Origin of the sequence: Pradoshia sp. D12 (assembly GCF_008935075.1) — a bacterium.
Lineage (GTDB): Bacteria > Bacillota > Bacilli > Bacillales > Pradoshiaceae > Pradoshia.
Genome location: NZ_CP044545.1, coordinates 54,990 through 78,662, shown reverse-complemented (window position 1 = coordinate 78,662; position 23,673 = coordinate 54,990). Strand labels below are relative to the sequence as shown.

The 23,673-nt window shown below is 38.7% G+C and carries 21 protein-coding genes and 2 tRNA genes; 3 read left to right on the top strand and 20 right to left on the bottom strand.

Translation table 11 applies throughout. The features are described 5' to 3' along the window. Positions 1-146 precede the first annotated feature (146 nt). The 10 genes from cysK to spoIIE form a co-directional block, all read right to left on the bottom strand. Positions 147-1,073: a cysteine synthase A gene (gene cysK, locus F7984_RS00390; protein ID WP_066103103.1), complete on the bottom strand. Its 927-nt coding sequence runs from the start codon at positions 1,071-1,073 to the stop codon at positions 147-149. Between the two features lie 173 nt (positions 1,074-1,246). After that, positions 1,247-2,128 carry a peptidylprolyl isomerase gene (locus F7984_RS00385; RefSeq protein ID WP_066103106.1) on the bottom strand — a complete coding sequence of 294 codons (882 nt, stop codon included), beginning with the start codon at positions 2,126-2,128 and terminating at the stop codon, positions 1,247-1,249. An 18-nt stretch (positions 2,129-2,146) separates the two neighbouring features. Continuing rightward, complete coding sequence (gene hslO / locus F7984_RS00380; protein ID WP_066103109.1) at positions 2,147-3,025, bottom strand: Hsp33 family molecular chaperone HslO; 879 nt, start codon at positions 3,023-3,025, stop codon at positions 2,147-2,149. 29 nt (positions 3,026-3,054) lie between these two features. Beyond that, complete coding sequence (locus F7984_RS00375) at positions 3,055-3,825, bottom strand: type III pantothenate kinase (RefSeq protein ID WP_151675503.1); 771 nt, start codon at positions 3,823-3,825, stop codon at positions 3,055-3,057. 410 nt (positions 3,826-4,235) lie between these two features. Continuing rightward, complete coding sequence (gene ftsH / locus F7984_RS00370; RefSeq protein ID WP_066103115.1) at positions 4,236-6,221, bottom strand: ATP-dependent zinc metalloprotease FtsH; 1,986 nt, start codon at positions 6,219-6,221, stop codon at positions 4,236-4,238. A gap of 124 nt (positions 6,222-6,345) precedes the next feature. Then, positions 6,346-6,897, bottom strand: a complete 552-nt coding sequence (gene hpt, locus F7984_RS00365; RefSeq protein WP_151675502.1) for a hypoxanthine phosphoribosyltransferase — start codon at positions 6,895-6,897, stop codon at positions 6,346-6,348. A gap of 23 nt (positions 6,898-6,920) precedes the next feature. After that, positions 6,921-8,306, bottom strand: a complete 1,386-nt coding sequence (gene tilS, locus F7984_RS00360) for a tRNA lysidine(34) synthetase TilS (protein ID WP_148631333.1) — start codon at positions 8,304-8,306, stop codon at positions 6,921-6,923. 125 nt (positions 8,307-8,431) lie between these two features. Next, positions 8,432-9,400, bottom strand: coding sequence for a protein kinase domain-containing protein (locus F7984_RS00355; RefSeq protein WP_066103123.1), 969 nt, complete (start codon positions 9,398-9,400; stop codon positions 8,432-8,434). Then, complete coding sequence (locus tag F7984_RS00350; protein WP_066103126.1) at positions 9,372-10,106, bottom strand: VWA domain-containing protein; 735 nt, start codon at positions 10,104-10,106, stop codon at positions 9,372-9,374. Before F7984_RS00350 ends, F7984_RS00355 begins: the two co-directional genes overlap by 29 nt. A gap of 79 nt (positions 10,107-10,185) precedes the next feature. Further along, complete coding sequence (gene spoIIE / locus F7984_RS00345) at positions 10,186-12,666, bottom strand: stage II sporulation protein E (protein ID WP_066103129.1); 2,481 nt, start codon at positions 12,664-12,666, stop codon at positions 10,186-10,188. 72 nt (positions 12,667-12,738) lie between these two features. On the opposite strand from spoIIE, the gene F7984_RS19465 reads away from it, so the two are divergent. From F7984_RS19465 to F7984_RS00335, 3 genes are all read left to right on the top strand, one after another. After that, entirely contained in the window at positions 12,739-12,864 is a 126-nt protein-coding gene (locus tag F7984_RS19465) for a hypothetical protein (RefSeq protein ID WP_262366041.1), read from the top strand. 119 nt (positions 12,865-12,983) lie between these two features. Further along, positions 12,984-13,057: transfer RNA gene (locus F7984_RS00340), tRNA-Met, on the top strand. Positions 13,058-13,063: 6 nt separating this feature from the next. After that, positions 13,064-13,135 (top strand) — tRNA-Glu (locus tag F7984_RS00335). Positions 13,136-13,462: 327 nt separating this feature from the next. Here F7984_RS00335 and F7984_RS00330 read toward each other — a convergent pair. From F7984_RS00330 to F7984_RS00285, 10 genes are all read right to left on the bottom strand, one after another. Continuing rightward, on the bottom strand, positions 13,463-13,942 hold the full coding sequence (locus F7984_RS00330; protein WP_066103134.1) for a S1 domain-containing RNA-binding protein: 480 nt from the start codon (positions 13,940-13,942) through the stop codon (positions 13,463-13,465). Between the two features lie 107 nt (positions 13,943-14,049). Further along, positions 14,050-14,436, bottom strand: a complete 387-nt coding sequence (locus tag F7984_RS00325) for an FtsB family cell division protein (RefSeq protein WP_066103137.1) — start codon at positions 14,434-14,436, stop codon at positions 14,050-14,052. Positions 14,437-14,449: 13 nt separating this feature from the next. Then, positions 14,450-15,100, bottom strand: coding sequence for a spore cortex biosynthesis protein YabQ (yabQ, locus tag F7984_RS00320; RefSeq protein ID WP_151675501.1), 651 nt, complete (start codon positions 15,098-15,100; stop codon positions 14,450-14,452). Continuing rightward, on the bottom strand, positions 15,097-15,402 hold the full coding sequence (yabP, locus tag F7984_RS00315; protein ID WP_066103144.1) for a sporulation protein YabP: 306 nt from the start codon (positions 15,400-15,402) through the stop codon (positions 15,097-15,099). Before yabP ends, yabQ begins: the two co-directional genes overlap by 4 nt. A gap of 64 nt (positions 15,403-15,466) precedes the next feature. After that, positions 15,467-15,733, bottom strand: coding sequence for an RNA-binding S4 domain-containing protein (locus tag F7984_RS00310; protein ID WP_066103147.1), 267 nt, complete (start codon positions 15,731-15,733; stop codon positions 15,467-15,469). A gap of 26 nt (positions 15,734-15,759) precedes the next feature. Then, entirely contained in the window at positions 15,760-17,223 is a 1,464-nt protein-coding gene (gene mazG, locus F7984_RS00305; RefSeq protein WP_077248005.1) for a bifunctional methyltransferase/pyrophosphohydrolase YabN, read from the bottom strand. Between the two features lie 12 nt (positions 17,224-17,235). Next, positions 17,236-18,852: a putative polysaccharide biosynthesis protein gene (locus tag F7984_RS00300; RefSeq protein WP_151675500.1), complete on the bottom strand. Its 1,617-nt coding sequence runs from the start codon at positions 18,850-18,852 to the stop codon at positions 17,236-17,238. Between the two features lie 175 nt (positions 18,853-19,027). Continuing rightward, entirely contained in the window at positions 19,028-19,564 is a 537-nt protein-coding gene (spoVT, locus tag F7984_RS00295) for a stage V sporulation protein T (protein WP_066103150.1), read from the bottom strand. A gap of 200 nt (positions 19,565-19,764) precedes the next feature. Beyond that, positions 19,765-23,301 carry a transcription-repair coupling factor gene (gene mfd, locus F7984_RS00290; protein ID WP_066103153.1) on the bottom strand — a complete coding sequence of 1,179 codons (3,537 nt, stop codon included), beginning with the start codon at positions 23,299-23,301 and terminating at the stop codon, positions 19,765-19,767. 116 nt (positions 23,302-23,417) lie between these two features. Next, positions 23,418-23,648, bottom strand: coding sequence for an anti-sigma-F factor Fin (locus F7984_RS00285; protein WP_151675499.1), 231 nt, complete (start codon positions 23,646-23,648; stop codon positions 23,418-23,420). Positions 23,649-23,673 lie beyond the last annotated feature (25 nt).

Genomic DNA, 23,673 nt, shown 5'->3' with positions numbered 1-23,673 from the left:
TGCTCCTTTAATTAGACTCCGAAATTACTCTATGCAAATCACTATACCACATGTTATTTGTAAAAAAGAAAGAAACACAGAAAACCAAAACAAAAGGAGGCATTTAGCCTCCTCCATATGTTTAGCTTATTTACTCTTCTATACGATTAATCTTCAAAGTTATATAATGGTGTACTTAAATATCTTTCACCATTATCCGGGATGATTGCTAGAACTTTTTTGCCGGCACCAAGTTTTTTGGCAACTTCCAATGCTGCAAAAATAGCTGCCCCTGCAGAAATACCACCAAGAATACCCTCTTCTTTAGCAGCTTTTCTTGCTTGTTCAAAGGCTTGTTCATTTTCAACTTTTATAATTTCATCATAAATATTTGTATTTAATGTATCAGGTATAAAGCCTGCACCAATCCCCTGAATTTTGTGAGGCCCTGGAGTACCGCCTGATAGAATCGGTGAATCCGCTGGTTCAACTGCAATAATTTTAATATCTTTGTATTTCTCACGCAGCACTTCTCCAGCACCCGTAATAGTTCCGCCTGTACCTATACCGGATATAAAGGCATCCAATTGATCGCCCATTTGTTCTACAATTTCTTTACCGGTTGTTTTTCTATGGACTTCTGGATTGGCCTCATTTTTAAACTGCTGCGGCATAAAGTACCCATGTTCATTAACAAGTTCCTCCGCCTTAGCAATTGCACCTTTCATTCCATCTTTACCAGGAGTAAGAATAAGTTGGGCTCCATATGCCTTCAATAAGTTACGGCGTTCCATACTCATTGTATCCGGCATTACCAATATAGCTTTATACCCTTTTGCTGCTGCAACCCATGCCAACCCAATGCCTGTATTACCGCTTGTTGGTTCAACTATCGTTGTACCCGGCTTTAGAAGACCTTTTTCCTCGGCATCTTCAATCATGGCAAGTGCGATACGATCCTTAACACTGCTTCCCGGATTCATATATTCCAATTTCAAATAAACCTCTGCAGATCCATCTTCTACAATCTTATTTAATTTAACAACAGGTGTATTACCTATTAATTCAGAAATATTATTTGCTATTTTACCCAACTTATCCACCCCTAATCCATAGTATTTTCATTGGTTTTATATACAATTTAGCTATTTTTACGCTTTCTGTCAACTATTATACTTCTAAATTCCCAGATTTTCTCGCATCTAACCATGTGAAATAATCTTTATGGCTCATTTACAGTATATAAAAGAAAATAGAGCACATGACTCTATTTTCCATAAATCCAATCCACATCATACTGTTCCCAAAGCATATCTGCAGATACAGGTATATTCATTTGTTCCATTGCAGTCTTTCTTTTAAGATTAGATTTTATTTTTCCAAAGGATAGTTCGGATTTACCAATCTGATCACGCAAATAGAGTATCGCATATCCATCCTTGATCTTAATTGGCTGACTCCATTCCCCTGGTTTTAATGAAGCCGCAGTTTCTTTATATTCTTCAGGGACAGACTCGGAATCTAAAGATATATACCCTAATTCTCCACCATTATTGGCCGTATATTTATCTTCCGAGCGCTCTATTGCCATTGCAGCAAAATCAGTTCCCGCCTTCAATTCCTTAATAATCGCATTTGCTTTTGCCTTTTCACTAAGTACGATATGGGATAGACGATAGAGATCAGTGAACTTTAATAAGCTTTCATTACTTTTATAGTAAGACTCAACTTCCTTGTCTGTTATAACGGCATCCTTTGTCAACAACTTCTCAAGCAGAATTGAAACTTCAAGTTTCTTTTTGTGCTCCTTATCACTTATATGAGCGGGTGAATTTCCAGTAAAACCATATAACGCTTGCCGAAGAACAGCCTCCACTTTCATCTCATCCTCAGAAACAGTCAGCTGATGCTTAGCCGCCAATTGAAGAATAACTTCTTCATTTACCATTGTAGTTAATACATCTTTGCCATGTATCCTTTCCAATTCAGCGAGCCAGTCTGGACGGCTAATCTCTTCATCCCCTACTGCAGCAACAATTTCCGTTGCATCTTCCTTCATTGAATTTTCCCCCACCGTAAAGTAAAGGACAGTCACAATATTCAATAGAATTAAACCGGCGATAATGGACCAACATTGCTTACTTGACAAAGTAACTCCTCCAATAAATTACTTAGCTGTGTCTTTTAGCTCCTGAAGCTCCTCTTTGGTAAATATATATTTTTCATTACAGAAATGACATTGGGTTTCAGCCTGACCATCTGTCTCGATCATATCTTCTAATTCTTCTTTTCCAAGACTGATTAAAGCATTTGCTATCCTATCCTTGGAACATTGACACTGGAACGATATTGGCATTTTTTCTAATATTTTTACGTTTGTTTCTCCCAATACTTTATTAAGTACTTCTTCCGGAGTTAAACCATCCTGAATCATTTTGGATATAGGCGGAATTGATCCTAGAGCTTTCTCTATTTTTTCTATAACCTCTTCTTCCGTGCCGGGCATTAGCTGGATAATAAATCCACCCGCAGCAAGAATCGAGTCATCCGGATTAACCAAAACACCGACTCCTACAGATGAAGGAGTTTGCTCAGAGGCAACAAAATAATAAGTAAAGTCTTCACCAAGCTCGCCTGAAATTAAAGGAACTTGGCCAGAGAAATTATCTCTTAATCCAATATCTTTAACAACAGTTAACGTACCATTTGTACCAATAGCACGTCTTACATCAAGTTTTCCATGTTCATTAGACTCAAAATCAACATGAGGGTTTGTCAGATATCCCCTAACCTCACCCTTTGCATTACTATCAATGATAACCGGACCAATCGGACCATCACCCTCAATTTTAATAGTAATCTTTGCTTCGCCTTTTTGCATGGCTCCCATCATTACAGCCGCTGTCATTGCTCTTCCCAACGCAGCAGATGCTGTACGCCAAGAATCCTGTCTTCTTTGTGCCTCTGCAATAGTTTGCGTACTTGAGACTGCATACGCCCTTACTTGTCCATCAAATGCTAGTGCTTTAACTAAATAATCGTTCATGATAAACTCCTTCCAAATCCATTACAGGATTATTGTTGTATATTCTTTGAATAGATGATTTGCAGACCTTTTAATGTTAAATACGGATCGACAACATCAATTATGGATGTTTCATTTGCAATCATAGATGCTCTTCCGCCAGTAGCGATAACCATAGGATTCTGCTTACTCTGTTTTTTTATCCTGGTTACAATTCCTTCTACCTGTCCAATAAAACCATATAAAACGCCGGACTGCATAGCGTTTACTGTATTCTTCCCAATGATATTGGCAGGACGAACAATCTCTATCCTGGGCAGTTTAGCAGCCTTCGAATAGAGCGCCTCTGTAGAAATTTCAATTCCCGGGGCAATCACCCCTCCTAAATACTGGCTATGCTCATTTACATAACAATACGTTGTCGCTGTACCAAAGTCTACTATAATGATTGGCGCTCCATAATCATGAATTGCAGCCACAGCATTCACGATTCGATCTGCCCCAACTTCTTTAGGATTATCATATTTTATATTTAATCCCGTTTTAACACCAGGCCCAACAACCAAAGGCCTCAGTTGAAAGTATTTTGTACACATTCTTTCAAGTGAAGACATTATGGGAGGCACAACAGAGGAAAGAATCATTCCTTTTACATCATGGAAGGTTAACCCAACATGACTCAACAACTGATTAAATATCATTCCGTATTCATCTTCAGTTTTTCCCCGATTCGTACCAATTCTCCAATGAAAACAAAGATCATCATCCCTATAAACACCAATCGAAATATTCGTATTCCCCACATCCATCACCAATAACATGCAAAAACCCCCTATCAAAAAAGCTGAAGGGCCTTGGTCAACCGCGACAAGCATAAGAGGAGGTGCGGAGGGAGAGCGCTTTTTCTCTCCCGCAGCAGCTACACTTATGTCTCGAGCGGTTAGGCCCTGAAGCTAGATTACATCAAAAAGCTGAGACGACTGGTCAGGAGCGACAAGCATAAGACGAATACTCGGAGGGAGGTGCTCTTTCCTCCCGCAGAGATCATGCTTATGTCCCGAGCTCCTAGGCCCTGAAGCTGGATTAATCAAAAAGCTGAAGCCCCTTATTTAACGAACAAAGACTAAGTACGCCACATCCTGTGGCAACGCCTTCATGACCAACTTCCTGTTAGCATTCTATCCCTTTTCAAAAAAAGTGCCCCATTCATATGATGGGACACTCAGAATTCTTACAATTTATTAGGATCGTTTGTTTCCATATCCGGTGGTGTAGGAGGAGTTTGATCATCTTCTCTTTGCTCGGATATTGTATCGTCTTTGGATAGATCCTCAGACAGAATTTCCTTTTTAGCTGATACATTCACTGTAACATCGCTCGCTACCTTACGCTCAGGCAACTTACCATAATCCGCTAAGTGGCGAATTTGTTCAGCATCTAACGTTTCAATCTCAAGTAATGTATTAGCAATTAAGTCTAACTTACTGCGGTTTTCAGTAAGAATTTTTCTTGCACGTTCATAGCAAGTTTTGATGATATTTTGGATTTCGATATCAATTTCATAAGCAATCTTATCAGAATAGTTTTGCTCACTATTAATATCGCGACCTAAGAATACTTGGCCTCCTGAAGCCTGGCCAAATTGCATCGGTCCGAGTTTATCACTCATTCCATATTCAGTTACCATTTTGCGGGCAATACTTGTAGCACGTTGGAAGTCATTATGAGCTCCTGTACTCACTTCACCAAAGACAATTTCTTCAGCAACACGTCCGCCCAATAATCCGGTAATCTTATCGAACAGTTCAGGCTTAGTCATAAAGTAACGATCTTCACGCGGAAGCATTACAGCATAACCACCTGCCTGGCCACGCGGAACAATTGTTACCTTATGGACCATATCTGCTTCGTCAAGTACCAACCCGATAACCGTATGTCCGGATTCATGGAAGGCAACAATATTTCTTTCTTTCTTAGAAATGACACGGCTTTTTTTAGCAGGACCGGCAATCACACGATCCGTTGCTTCATCAATGTCGCTCATATCTACTTTTTTCTTATCTTGTCTTGCAGCTACCAAAGCAGCTTCATTCAAGAGATTTTCTAAATCAGCACCGGAGAAACCTGGGGTTCTCATCGCAATTGCTTTAAGATCCACATTTTCATCAAGCGGTTTGTTTTGTGCATGTACACGAAGTACAGCTTCCCTTCCAATTAAGTCAGGACGGTCAACCGTAATTTGTCGGTCAAAGCGGCCTGGACGTAAAAGAGCCGGGTCAAGAATATCAGGTCGGTTTGTAGCAGCAATGATAATGATACCTTCATTTGCTCCGAAACCATCCATTTCAACAAGCAATTGGTTCAGGGTTTGTTCACGTTCATCGTGTCCCCCGCCAAGGCCAGCTCCACGCTGACGTCCAACTGCATCGATTTCATCGATAAAAATAATACATGGTGCATTCTTCTTCGCATTTTCAAAAAGGTCACGCACACGGGAAGCACCCACACCCACGAACATCTCAACAAAGTCTGAACCACTGATAGAGAAGAAAGGTACACCTGCTTCACCAGCTACTGCTCTTGCAAGCAAGGTTTTCCCTGTTCCCGGAGGTCCTACTAAAAGTACACCTTTTGGAATTCTCGCACCTAATTCAGCAAATTTACGAGGGTCCTTCAAGAACTCAACAACTTCAACCAGTTCTTGCTTTTCCTCATCAGCACCTGCTACATCTTTGAAGCGCACTTTTTTCTTTTCTTCACTGTAAAGCTTAGCTTTACTTTTACCAAAGCTCATTACTTTGTTTCCGCCACCTTGCGCACTATTCATCAAGAAGAAGAACAATAGCAAAATAATGACGAACGGAATAATTGAAGTTAAGAATGTTACCCATACACTTGTTTCTTTTGCTGGAGCAACTGTAGATTTTACACCCTGTTCATCAATTAAGTCAGTAACCTCTTCAGCCTGTTCTGCAAGGATATATGTTAAATAATACTCATTTTCCTTAGCATCCTTTAATTGACCCTTAACAGAATATACTCCGCGTTCCACCTGTAAATCAGCGGATTTAACCTCACCTTTTTCAAGGCTTTCAATAAACTCATTATTAGAAATATGTTTAGTTGGCTCGGAATTTTGGTTAAACACACTTACTACTCCGATAATCGCCACAAAAATAAGTAAATAGAATATGGTATTTCTAAAAATACGGTTCATCCCTAACCTCCTCCCAAAAAACTAAATATAGTATTCGTATCTACAATCAGGTTACTTATATATTTTATATAAAGATCATAGCACAGTCTATTATGTGAATAGCGGTTATTAATCATCTATATCCCTATTTGGCAGTTTCGTAAACTTCCCTTTTTAACACGCCAATGTATGGAATGTTTCTGTATTTTTCCATGTAGTCAAGCCCGTATCCGACAACAAATTCGTCAGGTACATTAAAGCAAGCGTAATCCGCATGTATATCCGCTTTTCTTCCGGATGGCTTATCCAATAATGTGACAAGCTTGATGGATTTAGCTTTTCTGTATTTAAATAAATCCACTAAATAAGAGAGGGTAAGACCGCTGTCTATGATATCTTCAATAATCAGCAAATCTCTGCCTTCTACAGATGTGTTTAAATCTTTAATGATTTTAACTTCACCGCTTGAAACCGTAGAAGTACCATAGCTGGAAACATCCATGAAATCCATTTCCAAATAGCTGTCTACATGCTTTAATAAATCGTTCATAAAAGGCATTGCACCTTTCAGCACACCTATCACTAATGGATTAAGATCCTCGTATTCCTCTGTAAGCAAAGCCCCGAGTTCTTTAATTTTGCCTTGGATTTCTTCTTCTGAAATCAAAATTTTCTCAATATCATTATGAATCGTCATTCGGTAGTCCTCCTAGAAGAGCATTATTCAACATACTTTATCATGATGGCTGGCATCGGGGTCTTTTCTAAATTAATCTTTTGCAGACCTGGTATCCAAACAATTTGATCATTCTTATTAACAATAATTGGCCAACTCTCCCGCTCATGCACAGGTATCTTGTGTTCAAGAAACAGCTTTTTCAGTTTTTTATGGCCCGTGAAGCCTTTAGGCTGATAACGATCTCCATCCCGCTTATTCCGCACCCTTAATGGTAAGTCCTCTTCACTTAAAGGTAAAATACATGTATATCGAGATGCATGCTCCCATTTTTCAGATAAGGGATCCAGCAGTACTGTTTCAATAACGGCGCCATTCGCAAGAGCCGTCTTCCCCGGTATACGGAGTTCCTTTGATAAAGTTACTGATGGCAGCCTTCCAAAATGGAAAAGCAACTGATCATATGCTTTCGTAACTTGAAGCCCAGAAGGTAATTGCACGGAGGTGGAAGGATTGGATTCTGTCAATAAAGACTGAATACACTCTATATGTACGTATGAAAATACATAAGGTTTCACTTGATAAAGATAGTTTAATATTAGATGAATCACCCTCCTTTGTAAAGGTTTTGGCACCTTTCCAAGAGAAGATATGGGAACTTTTAAAATCCCGTCCTTTTCAGTTAATTCAAGAGAATTATACTCTTTTTCAGCTAACACCATCAAAAACCCTTCATCTTGCTCCAAATCCTCGCTAAACCGTTGAATATGATCAAGCGCTTTACTATTTTCCTTTTTTATCATCGGTAATATGTATTTGCGGAATCGATTTCGGGTATAAATATCCTTTTCATTACTCGGATCTATGCGTGGGTTGAGATTCATCTCTGTACAATATTCCAGAATATCTTCTCTTGTAACAGCAAGAAAAGGACGTATGATCCATCCACCCCCGAATAATCTTTTCAGAGGAATTCCAATCCTCGCCATCCCAGAAGTCCCTCTAATAAGGTTCATTAAGACTGACTCCGCTTGATCATCCTTATGATGAGCAAGAGCTAATTTTTGCGCCGCATACTTTTCCATTATATCCCTATAAAATGCATATCGACAATCTCTGGATGCCTGTTGTGGATTTTTACCTGTATCTTTAATATATTTTGGGACATCTATCCGACTTCCTTCAAATGGGATTCCCCATTCCTCACATATTTTTTCTACAAATAAATACTCCTCAAATGATTCTTCACCTCTGAACATATGATCTACATGGGCAACCACAAGGGTTAGATTATAGGATTTTTTTATGCTATTTAAATAAGCAAGCAATGCCAATGAATCCGGCCCACCGGAAACACCAACCAAAATCGTGTCATTATGATTAATCAATTGTTTTTTATTAATATAAGCAGTCACTTTCGCCTCTAACATAAATATTCCTTTCTACCGTTGCTTTCAATTAATTATTATCGTACCACTCTTACAAATGGAATCCAAAAATTATCTTTCAAAAAAAAACGGTAGAGACAGCGTTATTGTTTGTATTTGTTGTGAACTTATACAACTTGACCAAACATATAAAATGCATAAAGCAAAGTAATGATAGCAACTAAAAAAAACGTTTCAAAGAAACTGCTTTTATCATTGGATTTTCGTTTCCTCATCTGTACTCGACTGGTGTTAACTGGAGTATTCTTTTTTACAGCGGTGCGGGTAGCGGTTTGTTTTGTGTGTAAATGAGATATGACTTCCTTTTTCATATCAGTTGCCGTTATGTAATGACCCTTCAAAGCTTTTAAAAGAATGGACTCCAACTCTCTGAGTTCCTGCTTGTTTTTCACCAATTCCTTTAATTGGTTAATTCCTTCTCCGTTTTTATTAAACCTTTTTTGATAGGCTGCATTGATCACTATCATAGCGAGCGCAAATAAATCATATGATGGCTCTGCTCTTCTGCCCCCCAGCTCCCAATATCCCCGGTCAAAATACTCAGTGTATTCTTTAATCGCACGACCGATTTGCGTGGTTCCTCCTACATCTATAAAACGGACTTTAAAATCGGGTAATTGTACTATCAAGTTTTCAGGTTTTAAATCCCCAAAAACCCATCCTAGCTTATGCATTTCCTCAAGGCTGTTTAGAAGCTGCAGCATGAGTACACCAAGCCAATCTGAACTTCTTTTTTGCACAAACGTTAGAAAGGAATCTCCGGAAATATACTCCATCACGTAGAAAGGAATAATTTTTCCACTCCCTATACAATCATCCACATCTATCAAATAAGGTCCTAGGGATATTCCCTGGACCTTTGCAAATGATTTTAATACATTTACTTCTGCAGCAATAGTAGCACTGTTATCACTAAACTTGATTGCTACTGATCCATCCGAAGAATCTGCGAGGTAAACAATTCCATTAGCGCCATACCCTAATTCTTTTCGAATGATATAACTCTTATGATGCCATTTGCCCCTGATTACTGATCCAATTGGGAAGCTACATGGTTTCTTCGAAGTATTGATCATCGTCGCCTACTATTCTCCTTATAGAAGACTCTTTATTAAAATACTTAATGGCCTCACGAATAGCCGGACCAGTCGGGGTAATCCCTCCAGTCGTTAATTTGGCGAAAATTTTAGAAAGAGATTCAAGTCTAGGACTCCAATCCATTACTCTTTCCACTTCGGTTCTTTTCCCGGGAAATATAAAAACTGAGAACTGATTTTCACCACTTCTCGCATTTAGACTTATAGACAAATCTATAAGCGCCTCTTTAACCGTTGGCAGCTTATGCTTCATACTGGCACTTGTATCAACCAATACAAGAACCTCCATTTTTACTTTTTCTCCCAGATCCTCCACTACCTCCATTACCTCGCCGCGTTTATCAGGTGGTAATTCTTCCATAGTGATATGATTCCCCAATATTTGCTGAAGCTCTTTATTCACTACGCCCTGTATCGTTTGGTTCATTGCCTTCCTAGTGACCATTTGTACAGTTTGTGATAATTGCTCAGCATAGACGATTTGATGAATGCCAGCACCAGATGATGCTATATTCTCAATCTCTTGCATTCCCCCCTCGTCTATAATGTCCTTATCCATAACACCAATTACATTTACAGTAATTCCTTCCTCACGTGCTAGTGCAGCCATCGCTGTCGGGCTCTCTCCCTGATTGGAGCAGCCGTCTGTCAGCAATAATATTTGTTTAACTGTACCTGTCTTCATTTCATCATCCTCCTATACCGCTATTATTATTTCCATCTTCGCCTATATATAGGCGCTTTATACGATTAGGAGGATATTATTATTGAGCTTTTTTCTTCTTGGCACCGACAGGTATACTTGTCCATTTTGGAATATTATGATTGATTTGTGCGACGACAATTGTCATATCATCTTCAATTTTTCCTGAGCTTGTCCTGATTACCTCCTCGAGAATAATATCAGCTATTTCCTGTGGCCTGTCAGTCCCGATTTCTCTAATCTTTCTAATCATCCATGCTTCATAATTTTCTACATGTTTTGGCCCCTCAAATATTCCATCACTCATCATAATTAAAAGGTCACCGGCCTTTAATTGGTCATGAACCACATCCACATCAAATTCTTTGATAATACCAATTGGCAAGTTATTAGATTGGATTTTCGTAACCTGCTGCCCTCTCTTTATAAAGCTTGGAGTTGAACCCACTTTTAAAAATTTCACACTCGCATCCTGCAAATCAATCATCGATAAGTCAAGTGTTGAAAAGATTTCATCTGTAGTCCGCAATGAGAGAATCGAGTTAATCGATTTAATAGCTACCTTTTCCTCTATTCCAGACTCTAGTATTTTTTGCAGTAGCCCTAAGGTTTCTGAGCTTTCATTATGGGCCCTTTCTCCATTTCCCATGCCATCACTAATGGCAATCGCATGCTTCCCTTTTCCGATGTCAATCATGGTGTAACTGTCCCCTGATACAAGCCCTCCTCCCTTTGCAGCATGGGCTACACCAGTTTCTACTGTGTAGCGTTTGGCAGAACGGAATGTTAAGCGGCATAAACCTCCCTGAAACGAACTGCACTCTTCTTTGTAAACAATGATATGCTCTTCCAATATATCTGAGAGCATGGGGCCAATTAATTTCTCACCTACACCACTTCCCTCGCAATCTGGGATTTGCATATCTATATCAACATTCCCTTGTTCCAGGGAATAAATTTCTATTTGGTGGATATCCAAACCGAACCCCCGTATGGAATCCAGTAATTGTTCTTCATGAATATGGAGATTTTCGCGTTCTTTTGTAATCTCCTTAGCAAAGTCCTCCATTACCTTTGAAACTCCCTGGAGTTGATCTGCCACGAGCTTTCTACTTTCTCTCACTTGTTTTTTTAATTTTTGGTTTGCATTGTAATAAGAGATCTCCTGAAGCATCGCCTCCGTCACTTTATCATATCTTGTACAGAACCGTTTCCATTCTCTCTGCGTGGCCTGCGGAACTTGCCCGGACTCGTCCTGTAAACTCTCAACCAACTCTCCCATCATTCCATACGTATAATCAAAATTCTTCGCCCAGCAATGATCCTTTTTGAAACAGGTCTGGCATGTTTTTTCAGTCACATTGCTAAGAAAATAATCCAACTCACGTTCCTTTTCTACCTCCTTCGTTGTTTGTTCCTCCATCTGTGAAAAACTATTCGATAAAGCCTGGAAAACAGATGAAAATTGATTCACTCTTTGCGCAGTAACATCTCTGACCCTCCTGACATAACGTTGCTGTTCATTCGTATGCTCTGCTGTTCCAGGAATATGTTTGGCTACTTTTGAAATAAGGGTAGCAGGGGTCATAAAAAATAAAGCAATAGCCAATAAAGATTCATATAGAGTTACTGATATATTTTGACTCCCTTCCCCATAAAGGCCAATTAATAATGTGGCAATTATTAAACCTAATGATGCCCCTATTTTTTTCCCTTCTTTAAGAAGGCCTCCTAGTAAACCAGAGAAGGCCAATAAGCTCATCTGGAAAAGGTTGCTCAGATTGGCCAGACTGAATATTAAACCAGTTACCACTCCTACTGTCGATCCAATTGAGGCTCCTCCAGAGACTGCAAAAAGGAGAACTAAGTATCTGCTCAATGTATGATCAAGAGATATATGATAAATCGACCAGCCGATCGTACCGGTCATAACAGAGGCCAGCATGATAATCAAACTGATAACTTCCTCTGTCCTTAGTCCCTGTGGACTTTTTTTCATAGCAATCAGTGGGATACATTGAATAAAAATCATGGTAAGAATAAGAGCTAAACCTGCTTCAACACCGATCATCATGGCATCGTATATCTCAAACTTCATATATTTCAAATAGCGTTCCGTTGCTCCTGCAATTCCCATGGCTATTAAAACATATACACCAACAACTTTAAATTGATTCTCCACTGATGGCTGTCTTAGCTTATATAAGAGGAGGAATAAGGCACATGAAGCAAATAAACTTAAACCTGCTGACCAGGAGATTGTTAACGCACCTCCTATTGAGGCGACCATAACAAGCGGAGAACGTTCCCGCCTCATCATGTATACTGCTGCAAAGAATGGGAGAGAAAAAGGAGCCAACTGTGAAAGGATAAGCGCCCTTCCCAGGAGAAATCCCAAAACTACTAATATATATCCTTGTTTCACGAAGTAATCCTCTAGCTTCGTTACATACTTGTCCACTAATTGAGTAGGATTCCATTTGCCAGCATCATATTGAACATCCGTTACCGATCCATACATTGTACTTTGTGTTTTATCCACATTACCACTCCCTAACAGGTGATTGTCTTTTATTATAAAGGGGATATAATCCTAAATTTGTCAGAACGGAGGATGAGTTTTTATAAAGTGTTCGACGGCATTCCATGTGAATGGGCAGAAGAAAACACAAAGGTTATCGAAGGAATCATAAAGGAGAATATTTTATTAAACTACTTTGTAGGAAAGGCTAGAAGATAGAAGAAATAGATACTTATTTAAATGTAATATTCTAATTATTGGCTAAAATATTTAAACCATTGACAAAGTATTTACTAGATTGTAAGATAATTTTTGTGTTTAAAAGTATATTTGATTATGGCGGTGTAGCTCAGCTGGCTAGAGCGTACGGTTCATACCCGTAAGGTCGGGGGTTCGATCCCCTCCGCCGCTATTTTGAGGCCCCTTGGTCAAGCGGTTAAGACACCGCCCTTTCACGGCGGTAACACGGGTTCGAATCCCGTAGGGGTCATCTATACAAAAAACCAGGGATATATCCCTGGTTTTTTTGTGTTTATAAAGAATATAACTCTTCTAGATTTATCACTTCATACTATTCCATCTATAAGAACACTCAACAATCAAACATTTTTAACATGATGGCTTTATTGATTTTTAAATGAACAACATTTACTGACATGCTCATTCTAGTCAAATCCTTTAAACAGCAGGATTATACTACCCTATCTATGCCATATAATCCCTATATCAATTGATAATCAAATGTAAAAAACAAAAACAGACCAACAACTGATGTTGGTCTGTTATATAAATTGCCATTTTGTTTCAGCAGCAAGGTTTAGCCGCGTCTTCCGCCTCTGCCACCTCGTTTGGATTCTGTGTTCCTCTTAAGAGATGACATACGCTCTTCACTATCTTTCAAGAAGCGGGCCATTTTTTGTTCGAAGCTTTCTCGCGGCGGTCTGGAATCATGTCCTCCTCTTCCTCCCCGAGAGTCATTTCTTCCACCACGTGAATCGTTTCCTCTGTTATAACGAGGTCGTTGTTGATAAGATGATTGCGCAGGTTGTTCGCTCTCCTTCTTCTCAACAGCTTTTTTTATAGAAAGACCGATTTTGCCATCTTTCTCTACATTTATGACTTTTACTTCAACTTGATCTCCCACTTTTAGGTGATCATTAATATCTTTTACATAATTATCAGCAACCTCACTGATGTGGACAAGTCCTGTTGAACCCTCGGGCAGCTCAACAAATGCTCCGAAATTAGTGATTCCTGTTACCTTACCTTGTAACTTGCTGCCTACTTCGATTGACATAAAAAAATTGCTCCTCCTTAAGAAATTAAAAAAATAAAATAATGGAAGTTATAGCTTCCCCTTATATTATAATCACTTAAAAAAATATGTGTCAACGTGAGGGATATCTACTTGCCCTCATTTTCGGGAAGATTGAATATTATTTCTCCATCATCTGATAGAAAATATTCTTTACGCGCAAACTTTGCTATATATTCATCATCATTCAATTTAATGATTTCTTCCTTTAATCTTGCTTCATCCTTTTGAAGATCTGACAATTTCACTTTCAATTCACTTTTATGTTCTTCTTTAGCCTTCAAAGCGGAATGTTGAGAAAAGAGTGTTGTAAGAACGATCCCAGTTGTTATGATGGCAAAAAGCCCAAATATTACAAGCCTTCTTGTCAATCCTAATTTCTTTTTCTCAAAGGACTGGGTTCGTTTCTCTTGATATTGGGCATATGGCGTATCGATTTGTTTGATATTTTCCTTCTTTTTATCAAGCGATCCCATTTCCTTTCCTCCTTTAAGACTTATTTGTCCATTTTTTTAATAATTTATTGATAGTATTCTTCAACTTTTTTCCAATTCCTGCTAGTTTATCAAAAAACTTTTCGACAGGTGATCGCACACCGCCCGGAATTGTCTTCCAAAGCCATGACGCTGTACTAGTAAAGGGATAGAAAATCACCCTTACTATCGATATTAATGCCTTTAAAAGATACTTGGCAAGCCATAATAGAGGATTGCCAAACTTTAGCAACACTTGAAATATAAGCAATATAACAGTAATAATTAGCGCAATTAACCCTTTTATTGGCCGAATGAATAAGAGAGCTCCCAATTTAACAAGGAATTCACTGAATTTATTAACCCAATAAATAGTCATTTCCAGCAATCTTTTATATGAATTTCTAAGAAGGGCTTGATAGGCGGAATAACCGCATAGCAGTGCCAATAAGATATAAAAGCGCCATTCTCCCTGATTGGATTCGTATAAAACATAGAAAATGAGCAAGGCCTGAATGCACCAAAATAAGATGTCATTAATAAAAACAAACCATACTTTTCTCTTTGCTCTAACTAAAAAGCGGTTGTATGTATCAAATGCTGCTCCAAAGTAAATACCCATGCCAATCATGGATAACAGGGTTACAAACTGGGTGTCCAGACTCATCTGAACAGTTTGCCAAAGAATCCTTTAGCTTTCTCCCCGCTATGTTCGTCCAAGTAATTGATTTCAAGTATTTTACCTTTAATTGATACAATTCCTTTATCGACATCCAGGTTTTTCATTTGTAGATTTTGCCCTCTGACCGAAAGAAACCCCATGACCGTTTCGAGAAGGAACTCCTCATTGTCAAAGCTCTCTACCTGCTTAACACCTGATATATCGAGAAGCCTTCTACCCTTCATGCTAATATCGTGATCAGGTCCAGCTGATTTACTCGTTTGGTTTGTATCATAATATTGGTTCATCCTAATCCCCCATTATCAAACATTTGTACAAGTGTATGATAGGATGATAGGAATTAGACCATGCTTAAAACGACTCTGATAGTTTTGCTTCTTTTATGAGGGTATACATTCCTGCTGCCTCATCCTTCTTCGTTGTCTCCAGAAGTTTATCTACACGGACAGTCAGTACTTTTTGCCCCAATCTGATATCCAAAATATCTCCAATCTTTACATCGGCTGAAGCTTTGGATTCTTTACCATTTATTTTAATTCTTCCCTGATCTGCAACTTCTTTTGCAATTGTTCTCCTTTTAATAATCCGGGAAACCTTTAAAAACTTATCTAATCTCACTATGTATTCAACCTCCATTTATTCCTTTATATACCTGACTCTTTGGCTTGTTCCCAAAACTCATCAAGCTCTTTAAGTGTATAATCGCTCCATGCTTTTCCTGATTCCCTTACGCAATCATTTACAAACAAAAATCTCTTTCTAAATTTTTGATTTGTCCGATGTAGCGCCTCTTCAGGGTTGATTTTTAACAATCTAGCCACATTTACAAGGGCAAACAGAACATCTCCAAACTCTGATTCTATATTATGGGTGTCTGGTTTATTCTTATTCCACTCTGCTTTAAATTCATCAAGTTCTTCAAAAACCTTTTCCCAGGCAGGTGAAACATCATTCCAATCAAAGCCCAATTTAGAGGCTTGCTTCTGAATATCATAAGCCTGTATAAGATTCGGAAAATGGGTGCTGACATTCAAAATGGAATCAGAGGTATTTGAACCTTCTTCCTTTTTAACCCTCTGCCAGGTTTCCTCTACATCTTTTGCTGATTCTGCCCTTTCATTACCAAAAACATGGGGATGTCTGCGCACCATTTTTTCAGATATCCCTTGAATGACATCATCAATGGAAAAGTACCCTTCATCTTCCCCGATTCTGGCATGTAACATCACCTGAAGTAATACATCACCAAGCTCTTCAATTATGTGATCAATATCACCTTCATTAATTGCATCAATCAGTTCATAAGCCTCTTCCAGTAAATACTTCCTTAGCGATTCATGAGTCTGTTCTCTGTCCCATGGGCATCCCTCCGGAGATCTGAGTTTATCAATGATCTCTCTCAGCTTCCAAAACTCCTTATATTGATTTTCTTCCTTCTGAATCGGAGGTACATAGACTGACGTTAAATTGCTCAATTGCATGGCACGATCCAATTCATAAAGTGGCATACGTTCAACTGATTCGGAGCTCATCCCCGCACCGGTCACTAAATAAACTTCATGATCATCCGGATATTTTTCCATTAAGGTCAGTTTCACTTCGGAAGCAACAAAGGCGTCATAAACCTGACTTACAATCATATGCTGAGTGATATTGACATCCCTCAATGAAAGGTCCGTACCATCTAGAAATTGAAAACCCTCAACCGGATCCACTTTAATGGATGTGAACATGGCATCGAGGAAGCTTTGGCCGCCTTTAATATGTACAGGTATCCCTTTCTTTTCACCTTCCGAAAGTAAGATTTGTACAGTCTTTTCAGCGATTAGCGGATGCCCCGGCACACTATAGATTACATCCTGGACCTTAGCCTTCTGAATTAGAATTTCTGCAATTTTCTCATAAACTGCTTCGAACTGATCATGCTCCTCATAGATGGAGTCAAAGCTCTCAACCTTCAGACCCTCAGCCACCAATTCTTTCAATACCGGGTGTTCAATAGTTCTCGCATATACGAGCTCTGTATTTTTCAGTAATTTATAAATGCCCAAAGGCATTTGATCAAGCTCTCCTGCCCCTAAACCTATAATTGTGATTTGGTTAGTCACACTTCAGCTCTCCTAACGTTTGATTTTCCCTTTATTCATAATTCTTATCAAATGATGTCCTCCAGGTAGATGGGCCAATTCATCATTTTCAAATAGATTCATTTTAAGCAGCATATACAGATAAATCATTCCTCCGATTGCAACGGAACTTAATGCATGTATGGAGGCCAGTATTCTTGACTGACCAAGTTCCCCCACAAAAAAGGAAAATAAAGCTGAATAGCCTTTTAATACAATATACATGACAATTCCGGCTATCACCAGGCTTGCTATATGATGAAATTCCATATTCCTTCCAGTTATATATTTCCCTACCAGATAAAGCAGCAGGATACAAGCAGCCATCAGCGCAAGAAGACTTGCGTAGGCAGCCCCTTTTATTCCGCTTCCGGCAATCAACCAAGGATTTAAAAGGACTTTAATCCCTACCGATAGCAGAATAACCATAACTGATGCTTTCCAAAACCCCATTGTTTGCAAAATAGTTGAGCATGTCACCAGGAGGGATGCGAACAATATTAAAATAGCGAGAACGCTTAAAGCTCCAACCCCTTCATCATCTTTAAAAAGCATAATATTTACTGACTGAATAATTCCAGCCAACCCAATAGCTGCTCCAACCCCAATAGCAGAACTGATTTTTATAGCCAAACGGCACATTTTCTTTACTTCTTCAATTGCTTTACTTTTTTGCAAGCTGGTTAATACCGGGACAATTGACAAAGAAAGTGAAGTGGCTACAACAAGCCCTACCTGTATCAACGGTTGCCCTCGGTCATAAACACCCTTCATCGCTTTCGCTTCCTCTGCAGGTATCCCTTGAGACAGGAGATTCGTATACAGTTGGAAGGAATCAATTAGTTGAAGAAGGAGCAAGTACATATTACTTAAACAAAAAGCTAACCCCTGAAATAAAAGGACTGCTCCCGTTTTGATCAATATTTCCTTTTCTGGCATCAGGGTTGGAAAATAATCACGGCGTTCTCTCCATAAATAAAGTCCCAAAACCCCCATAGCGGCAATACCGCCAATTAACGACCCTGCTATCGCACTTTTTCCAACAGTGTATAAAGAATATTCTAATTTCATAAGCAAATATGTACCAATCAAAATAAAGGTAACTCTAAATAGCTGCTCAAAGGTTTGGGAAAGTGCAGTTGGAAGCATATTTCCAGACGCCTGATAAGTACCCCTTACAATGGAAATGAAGGGCATTAGCAAAAAGGAAAAGGCCACCATACGAATTAACGGGGCAAGTTGAATATCATTCATAATCTTCGCTATCAAGTCCGCTCCCAAGTACAAGAATAAAAACAATATAATTCCGAAGAGAGCAACCCATATAAAAGAAGCTGCTATTATTTTATTCTTTTCTTTTTTATCATTACCAGACCTGTTAAATTCGATCAGTAGCTTAGAGATACCAACTGGAAATCCATAAGTAGCCAGAACAACAGCTATTCCGTAAAATGGATAAACCTGTTGATAAATATAAAAACCCGTGTCCCCAGCCATATTCTGAAAAGGAATTCGGTATACAGCACTCAATATTTTTACGATTAAAGCTGCTGCTGTCAGAATAACAGCGCCCTTTAAAACTTTGTGTGAAGAATCATTCTGACGGCTCATCCAAATAAAGCACCTCTCTATCTATTTCCAAAACATTATAACATAAGCAAAAATAATCATTATTTGGAGTATTGGTTGCCTCTTTTTCATAGTCATGTCCTGTTTTTAGGAGACAAAAAAAGGTTAATTGGAGACTCCTTGGAGTTTTCACAATTAACCGTTAAACAATAATATATTATTGTTCCATTTGCTTCGCAAGGAAGCTTGCAGCTGTTTCGATTGCTTTTAATTCAATTTCACCAACTGTAGCTTCTTTAGCAAAAATCACAACTGCGCCGATTGGATCGCCGTTTGCAACAATTGGAGCCACTGTGTAGGATGCTACTTCTTCATCAACGCCATCTACAAGTGAAAAAGAACCTTTTTGAGTATGTAGAACTGAGTTACGATCCTCCATAATTTTCTCTAAAGAGTCACTGATTGCTTTATTAAGGAATTCCTTTTTAGAGCTTCCTGCTACTGCGATAAATGTATCACGGTCACAGATTAGAACTGGGTTTCCTAAGCTATCATAAAGTGCCTCTGCATATTCTTTAGAGAAGTCTCCAAGTTCACTGATAGGAGAATATTTTTTTAAAATTACTTCGCCATCTCTGTCAACGAAGATTTCCAAAGGATCTCCCTCACGGATTCTCAATGTTCTTCTGATTTCTTTTGGAATAACAACGCGTCCTAGATCATCTATACGACGAACAATACCAGTTGCTTTCATTCTATGTTGCCTCTCTTTCATCGGGTTGATTTTTTGCGACACATCCTGCTGCCCAAATCGACTATGCCGCCGATGTTGTACATAGTATTTTTCTAATGGTAACTTCTATACATAAAGAAAATTTTTTCTTTATGTATCACCATAAAAAGGAGGGCATTGGTACACTTGATTGCTTTAAAAAGCACATAGTTCACATTTTACTATTCAGTCTTTTCTTTAACCTTTTTGTTACGTTCCAACTCAGAAACTAATTCAAAGGCAGCATTGAGCCAGTCCTGAACCGGTACTTTCTTTACGTAAAGAACCATTTTCAAGCGATTAGCCTCCATACCCAGTCCGACCATACGACCAAACTTTGAAGCAGATCTGAATAATACATGTCCATCAATTTCTTTACTTGTTTTTTCAGAGGTGATAATAGTAACTTCATCTTTTGTTTGTTTAATTAATTCTACACCTGCCCGAATGGCAAGAACTTTAATTTCTGCAATTTTAAACAGGTAGGTAACTTCTTGTGGAAATTCTCCAAATCGGTCAAGCATTTCCTCCTGAAGTTCATCCAATTCCTCAGAAGTTGATATGCTTCTGAAACGTTTGTACATTTCGATTTTTTGATTGCCGTCAGAAATATAAGAATCCGGAATATATGCATCTACTTTAAGATCAATTTCAATCAGATTATGGACTTCTTTATTGGTATCCCCTTTTCGTTCCTGAATTGCCTCTTTGAGCATTTGGGAATAAAGGTCAAATCCAACAGAATCGATAAAGCCATGCTGCTCCGCACCCAAAAGATTACCTGCACCTCGAATGGTCAGATCCCTCATTGCTATTTTAAAGCCTGAACCCAACTCTGTAAATTCCTTTATTGCCTGCAATCTTCTTTCTGCAACCTCTGTCAATACCTTATCCTGCCGATAAGTAAAATACGCATATGCTACACGATTGGATCTTCCAACCCTTCCCCGTAGTTGATATAACTGGGATAAGCCCATCCTGTCTGCATCATAAACGATGAGTGTATTTACATTAGGAATATCCACTCCAGTCTCAATTATGGTAGTACTTACCAACACATCAGCCTCACCCTCAAGGAAACTGTACATGACAGATTCAAGCTCACTTTCTGTCATTTTTCCATGCGCAGTCACGATTTTGGCATCCGGGATTAGCATCGACAGCTCTTCAGCTCTTCTTTCAATATCTTCTACACGGTTATACAGATAGTATACCTGTCCTCCTCTTGCCATCTCCCGCTCAATTGCCTCCCGTGCTAGCATCGGATTATATTCCATTACATAGGTTTGCACAGGGAAACGATTTTCCGGAGGTGTCTCAATTACTGAAAGATCCCTCACACCAAGCATGGACATATGCAAGGTTCTTGGTATTGGGGTAGCTGTCAGAGTCAGAACATCTACATTTGTTTTTAGTTGTTTAATTTTTTCTTTATGTGTTACACCAAATCGTTGCTCTTCATCTACAACAAGTAAACCAAGATCTCGATAAACGATGTCCTTAGATAAAATTCTATGTGTTCCAATAACCACATCAACTGTTCCGTTTTTTAGACCTTTAATTGTTTCATTCTGCTGTTTTCTTGTTCTGAATCTACTTAAAAGGCCGATGTTGATTGGGAAATCCTGAAACCTTTCACGCATGGTCTCATAGTGCTGCTGTGCAAGAATGGTAGTTGGCACTAAAAAGGCAACCTGTTTACCATCAGCAACAGCTTTAAATACTGCCCGAATGGCAACCTCAGTCTTCCCATATCCTACATCACCGCATAGTAAACGATCCATTGGACGTTCACGTTCCATATCCTTCTTGATTTCAACAATAGATCTCAGCTGATCTTCTGTTTCCTTATATGGAAAAGAGGCTTCGAAATCCTTCTGCATTTCTCCATCCGGCATAAAAGCATAGCCCTTCGCGGTCTCTCGTTCTGCATATAATTTGATTAGATCATCAGCTATATCCTGGACCGTTGATTGAACCTTACTTTTTACGCGTGTCCAATCATTACCGCCAAGCTTATACATCTTAGGTTCTTTACCTTCTGAACCAACATATTTCTGAATCAGGTCAATTTGATCTACTGGCACATAAAGCTTATCAGTTCCCTGATAGCGAATATGAAGATAATCTTTATGAATTCCATTAATCTCTAATGTTTCAATACCAATAAACTTCCCTATCCCGTGATTTACATGGACAACATAATCGCCAGGCTTCAATTCCGAATAATTTTTTATACGTTCGGCATTGGACATTTTTTGCCTTCTGGCTGATTTTCTTGTTCGCTTATTAAACAGTTCTTTCTCCGTAATGAGTGCTAGTCTCTGCATAGGAAGCTCGAATCCAGTCAGTAGCTGCCCCTCCATAATTTGCAGGGATTCTATCTTAATATCATCTTTATTTTGTACAAAGCTTGCATCGACTTCGTAATCCTCTAGGATACGCTCTATTCTCTTGACCCGCTCCTCATCGGCACCCATAAGAACAACTGTGTATTTTCCTTTTTTCCAGCGTTCTACCTCAGCTTTAAATAAATTCATCTGCCCATGGAAATCCTGCATTTGCTTGCAGCTGATATTTACGATGTTTTGAGGGCTTGTTTGAGGTACATGCCTTAAAAACAATGACATATAAATATGCGGATATTTATGTTGACTCATAAGTGAAGAGAGTGAATGAGATAGAGTAATATCATGAATAATTTTCCCCTCATCAAGTAGAGTTGTATAATATTCAGCCTCTTCTTTATCCAGCTGTTCACCCATCTCCTGAATTCTGCTGATTTCATCAAAAATGACGATACTCTCTGTCGGAATATAATCTAGCAAACTAGCCTGTTTATCATAGGCCAGTGACATATATTGAGTGATATGGTCAAACTTATTCCCGCTTCTAAGCATTTCAATTTCATGCTCGATTTGCTGAACCATCCGCTGTTGTGCATCTGCATTTTTAATTCTTTTTAAGGATTGGCTTAAGCCGGCTTCTAAATGCTCTGCTATTTTAGCCACATTGCCCTTATTCAAAATAATTTCATTGACCGGGCTGATAAATGCCTTTTCTACCTTTTGTAGCGATTTTTGATCTTCAGCTGAAAATATACGAATGGAATCAATCTCTGTATCAAACAATTCAATCCGGAAAGGGTTTTCTTCTGTCAGAGGATAGATATCCAATATTCCGCCTCTAAGAGAAAACTCACCTGGAGTCGATACCATATCCGTTCTCGAATATCCAAGCGAGATTAAATTCTCCAATACGCTCTCGATATTCAGATCATCGCCCACATTCCATTCAATCAAGGATTCCTTCCAAACAGAACGAGGTGGAAGCACCTTTTTAATACCGGAAATCGGAGCAATAATAACTCCGCCTTTTTCCTCTGTTGCAAGATAATTAAGTGTTTCTATTCTCTGTGTACGCAGTTCAGGACTGGCAATACTTAATTCAGCAGCAATCAATTCATTTGCTGGAAATAGAAATACTTTATTTTTATTTAAAATCGACGTTAGGTCTTCATATACTTTTTGGGCATGTAAAAGATTCGGTACCACCACTAGAAGGGGCCGATTTGTTTGTTCATATAGCGCTGCCATAAAGAGAGAACGCGAAGAACCTGTTAAACCGGCTAATAATTGTTCCTTCAGACCTTCCTGTAGCCCATCTGTAATGGATCGAATATCTTTGTTATCTGTAAGTAGTTGCTGCAATTTATTCATATAATCCGTCCTCCCTTCAGCCTTCTACATAATTTATATATTTATAGTTGGTCTGCTATGTGAAAATAATAAACAGAAAAACGCTTTGGAATTTTCATCCAAAGCAGTCCACTGTCTTATTGTATTAAGTGTTCAAGCAAATGATAGTCTGGATTTTGATCCAGCGTATTCTGGCAGCTTTCACAAATTGATCGAATGCGAATAGTTCCATTCTCACCATATTCAATAATCTCTTTTCTTTCCTCGGTTGAAAGAGAATCATAAACCGATTGATATAATTCATCCTGCTGTTCGCTAATCTCACCTAAAGTGTGCCCACAGTGCCTGCAGCAATAGTGTAGCGTCATATCATACCCTCCGCTTTATTATATA

Coding starts and splice junctions, on each gene's coding strand:
- hslO (WP_066103109.1), bottom strand. CDS start 3,025: ATGAACGATTATTTAGTTAAAGCACTAGCATTTGATGGACAAGTAAGG.
- F7984_RS00375 (WP_151675503.1), bottom strand. CDS start 3,825: ATGTTATTGGTGATGGATGTGGGGAATACGAATATTTCGATTGGTGTT.
- ftsH (WP_066103115.1), bottom strand. CDS start 6,221: ATGAACCGTATTTTTAGAAATACCATATTCTATTTACTTATTTTTGTG.
- hpt (WP_151675502.1), bottom strand. CDS start 6,897: ATGACGATTCATAATGATATTGAGAAAATTTTGATTTCAGAAGAAGAA.
- tilS (WP_148631333.1), bottom strand. CDS start 8,306: ATGTTAGAGGCGAAAGTGACTGCTTATATTAATAAAAAACAATTGATT.
- F7984_RS00355 (WP_066103123.1), bottom strand. CDS start 9,400: ATGATCAATACTTCGAAGAAACCATGTAGCTTCCCAATTGGATCAGTA.
- F7984_RS00350 (WP_066103126.1), bottom strand. CDS start 10,106: ATGAAGACAGGTACAGTTAAACAAATATTATTGCTGACAGACGGCTGC.
- F7984_RS19465 (WP_262366041.1), top strand. CDS start 12,739: ATGAGTTTTTATAAAGTGTTCGACGGCATTCCATGTGAATGGGCAGAA.
- F7984_RS00330 (WP_066103134.1), bottom strand. CDS start 13,942: ATGTCAATCGAAGTAGGCAGCAAGTTACAAGGTAAGGTAACAGGAATC.
- F7984_RS00325 (WP_066103137.1), bottom strand. CDS start 14,436: ATGGGATCGCTTGATAAAAAGAAGGAAAATATCAAACAAATCGATACG.
- yabQ (WP_151675501.1), bottom strand. CDS start 15,100: ATGAGTCTGGACACCCAGTTTGTAACCCTGTTATCCATGATTGGCATG.
- yabP (WP_066103144.1), bottom strand. CDS start 15,402: ATGAACCAATATTATGATACAAACCAAACGAGTAAATCAGCTGGACCT.
- F7984_RS00300 (WP_151675500.1), bottom strand. CDS start 18,852: ATGAGCCGTCAGAATGATTCTTCACACAAAGTTTTAAAGGGCGCTGTT.
- spoVT (WP_066103150.1), bottom strand. CDS start 19,564: ATGAAAGCAACTGGTATTGTTCGTCGTATAGATGATCTAGGACGCGTT.
- mfd (WP_066103153.1), bottom strand. CDS start 23,301: ATGAATAAATTGCAGCAACTACTTACAGATAACAAAGATATTCGATCC.
- F7984_RS00285 (WP_151675499.1), bottom strand. CDS start 23,648: ATGACGCTACACTATTGCTGCAGGCACTGTGGGCACACTTTAGGTGAG.